Source organism: Mycobacterium sp., assembly GCF_032159765.1.
Classification (GTDB): Bacteria; Actinomycetota; Actinomycetes; order Mycobacteriales; family Mycobacteriaceae; genus Mycobacterium.
This window is the reverse complement of the sequence record NZ_JAVHWM010000208.1, coordinates 1-3,121: the sequence shown is the minus strand read 5'-3', so window position 1 is coordinate 3,121 and position 3,121 is coordinate 1. Positions and strand designations below refer to the sequence as shown.

Genomic DNA, 3,121 nt, shown 5'->3' with positions numbered 1-3,121 from the left:
CGACGTGGCTTGACGGTCTTCGGTTACCCAACGGTCGCGATGGGCCAGCAGCGTCTCACGGTCCATCAGCACCGAGCGTGCTCGTGGGAGCCACGCCCGCAGACGGTCGAGAATCGCGAATCCGTGGACCGTGCGCACCACGTTCATCGGCGCGCCGTAACCGGTGTCGGCATCGGCGATCAGCGGGATGTCTCCCAGCGCGCGGACAATCATCCGGATGCGTTCGGCCATCTCGGTCTGGGTGACCAGGCCGATGTCGGGCAGGCCGAACCCGGATGCGGCGACACCCGCGCCCGTCAGGTAGGCCACAACATGACCGGTGCGACGCAGCAGGTGTGCCGACAGTCCGTCGAACACGCCGGGTGCGACGATGAGTTGCCGCTTGGCCAGGAGGTCCTGCAGCGCGCGGCGGGCGGGGATGCTTGTCACTGCGGTCCTTCAGTCCAGCGCGCCGGCCACCGGACCGGCGAGCAGGTCGATCAGTTCGCCGATGTCGTCGAGTTCGTCGAGCCCGACCACCGCGTGTTCGATGGACCGGGCACGTTCGGTACTGGTGACGCGGTCCGCCAGGGCGTGGAACTTGGCAACGAGTTCGGCGTTGGTCACCGGATCGGCGGGCCCACCGTGGGGCTGGACGACGCGGGCTTGATGGACGGCACCGTCGTCCATCGTGACCTTGAGGTCGGTGCGGAATCGCTCCGTGATGGCGGCGTCGTCGAGTGTGTGGTCCAGGTGGACGTGGGTGCGTCCGATCAGCGACCAGATGTCGCCGGCGTCGAGCCGTGCCGGGGTGAACTGTTCGGGCAACACGTTGCCGTCCAGGAGTGCTGCGGCCGTGGCATATCCGATGTTCATCTGTGCCCCGATGGGTGTCAGTGGCCGCTCGGGCTGCCACCAGCCGTGCCGGTAGACGGTGTTGCCGAGCGCGATGTCGATTCTCGAAATGTGTTCCGGCTCAATCGATGCGCGCAGGCTTCGGGCGGCGTCGATGGCCCCGTGCAGACCACCCATCGCTGCGTATGACTTGACCACGATGGTGATGGTTTCCCAGCGATCTCCCAGTTGCGCCGTGAGCGCGGACGCATCGGGATGGTGCCCCTCGCCGAAGACACTGAGGAAGCCGCCGTATTCGCGTTCGAACACCCTCTTGATGCCGGTGTAGCCGTGTGCGGCAAGTCCCGCAGCGTAGAAGCCGTTGCGTGCGGCGAACCCGTGGTGCATGCGCTTGCTCATCGCTTCGTATTGAGCGGCCATCAGCCCCGACGACTGCGTACCGGCCAGCCCCAGCGCGTCCTCCAGTTGGGCCGGTGCGAGTCCGCGCAGCTTGCCCGCGGCCATTGCCGCCGAATGGGTCCCGAAGACCGAACCGGAATGCCAACCGCGGTCTAGCATCTGGGCGCCATGCAGGGTGTAGCCAACGCGCGGACCAACTTCGAAGCCGGCTATGGTCGCGAGCAGAAGGTCGGTGCCCCGGGCTGCCGGCAGCGTCGACGCCGTCGACAGCAGCGCGGGGATGAGCAGCGCGCAACTGTGCAGCGGCGCGATCGGATGGAAGTCGTCGAGTTCGAAGCCCTGGATGTAGGTGCTGTTCAGCACCGCCGCGGCGGGCGCGCTCGCGGTGCGTCCGGTCCCGATGAGAACGGTGCCGCCGGTGCCGTCAATGTCGAGCACCGCCTCGGTGGCCAGCTTCGACCACGGCAACTGTGCACCGATCAACGCGCAGCCAAGGCCGTCGAGGATGAGGTGTTTGGCCCGGTCAACGATGGTTTGTGGAACGTCCTCCAGCGCCAGCTCGGCAACCCACGTGGCGAGGCTGCCGGTCGGTCCCTGCGGCTCCGTGGCGGGGCGCCGGTGGGTGGCTGTCATCTGAACTTTCCTTCGCAGGCGTCATCGTCGGCGGCCAGTCGGGGCGGTCCGAACCAGGTGTGCAGCGCGGTTTTCAGGCATGTGGTGTCTGGCGACGCGAACGGTGTTGCCGCCCAGGCGAGTACGCCGTCGGGACGGATCAGGGCGGCGGACAGGTCGGGCCGTCCCAGCACCAGCGCGGGAACAATGTGTACCCGGACCTGCCAGGGCTCGGCGGCTTCGCGGATCGCGCCGGCCTGCGGTGTATGGAGGAGTACCGGCCGCCCGTCGGACATGATCGCGTACAGGGTGGTGTCGTCAACGACGAAGTCCGGCACGTGGCCGCCGAGGAGTTCGTGGTCGGTTCCGACGTCGTAAGGCAGGGGGTAGCGCACGCCCACCCCGGATAACATCCGCCCGAGGTATTCCTTGACGTCGGGGATGTCCATCAGGTCGCTCATAATCTCGCGGAGCGCCACGACCTGGGGGGTGGGCGTCGAAAGGGCGGCCTGGGCACGGGTGTTGTTCAGGACGGCCGCGCCCACCGGGTGTCGCTCGCGCGTGTAGGTCTCAAGCAGCTCGTCGGAGCCCAAGCCGCGTAACACCGCGGCTAGTTTCCAGCCAAGGTTTACCGCGTCCATGATTCCGAGGTTGAGGCCCTGCCCACCCAATGGCGAGTGCACGTGGGCGGCGTCACCTGCCAGCAGCACCCGGCCCTTGCGGTAGGTCGCGGCCTGCCGGGAGTTGTCGCGAAATCGCCTGCCGTCTTGGATTTCGGTGATAGCCACATCGGCTCCGGTGATGCGCTCGATGGCGTCGCGCATTTCCTGCACGGTCATCGGGGACCGGTCATGGTCCCCGCCATCGGCGCCGAGCGTATTGACGTCGCGCTCGTTCAGCCGGACACGTACCCAACCGTCGTGCGGGCCAGTGTGTTGCAGGCTGCCGCGCTCGGTGTTGGTGGGCGCCGGGAAAGACTCCCGGTCAGCCAATTTGAGGCGGGCGACGCGGCCGAGGACTGTTGAGTCGATTCCCGGAAAATCGAAGTCAGCCAGCTTGCGCACCGAGGAGTGTCCGCCGTCGCAACCTACAAGATAGGAGGCCGTGAACTCACGCTGTCCTGAGCGCGTGTCGAGTTCGACGTGCACCTGCTTGTCGTCGTGGCTCAAGGCGGTGACCGTGTGGTCGCGGAGCAACTCGACCCCGAGGCCCGTGGCGTGGTCGGTCAGAAGCCGCTCCAACTCGGGCTGCCAGATCAGGGCGGGCACCCGGTTCT

General features: G+C 67.2%; 3 protein-coding genes. All 3 read right to left on the bottom strand.

The features are described from left to right. Window positions 1-429 (bottom strand): isocitrate lyase/phosphoenolpyruvate mutase family protein (locus QOH60_RS26840; RefSeq protein WP_526424924.1); only part of this gene is annotated, 429 nt, incomplete at its 3' end. Between the two features lie 9 nt (window positions 430-438). Next, the gene (locus tag QOH60_RS26835; protein ID WP_526424923.1) at window positions 439-1,866 is read right to left on the bottom strand and encodes an MmgE/PrpD family protein; all 1,428 of its coding nucleotides are present in this window, start codon (window positions 1,864-1,866) and stop codon (window positions 439-441) included. After that, the coding region (locus tag QOH60_RS26830) for an FAD-dependent oxidoreductase (protein WP_526424922.1) at window positions 1,863-3,121 on the bottom strand (1,259 nt) is incomplete at its 5' end. The genes QOH60_RS26835 and QOH60_RS26830, both read right to left, overlap by 4 nt.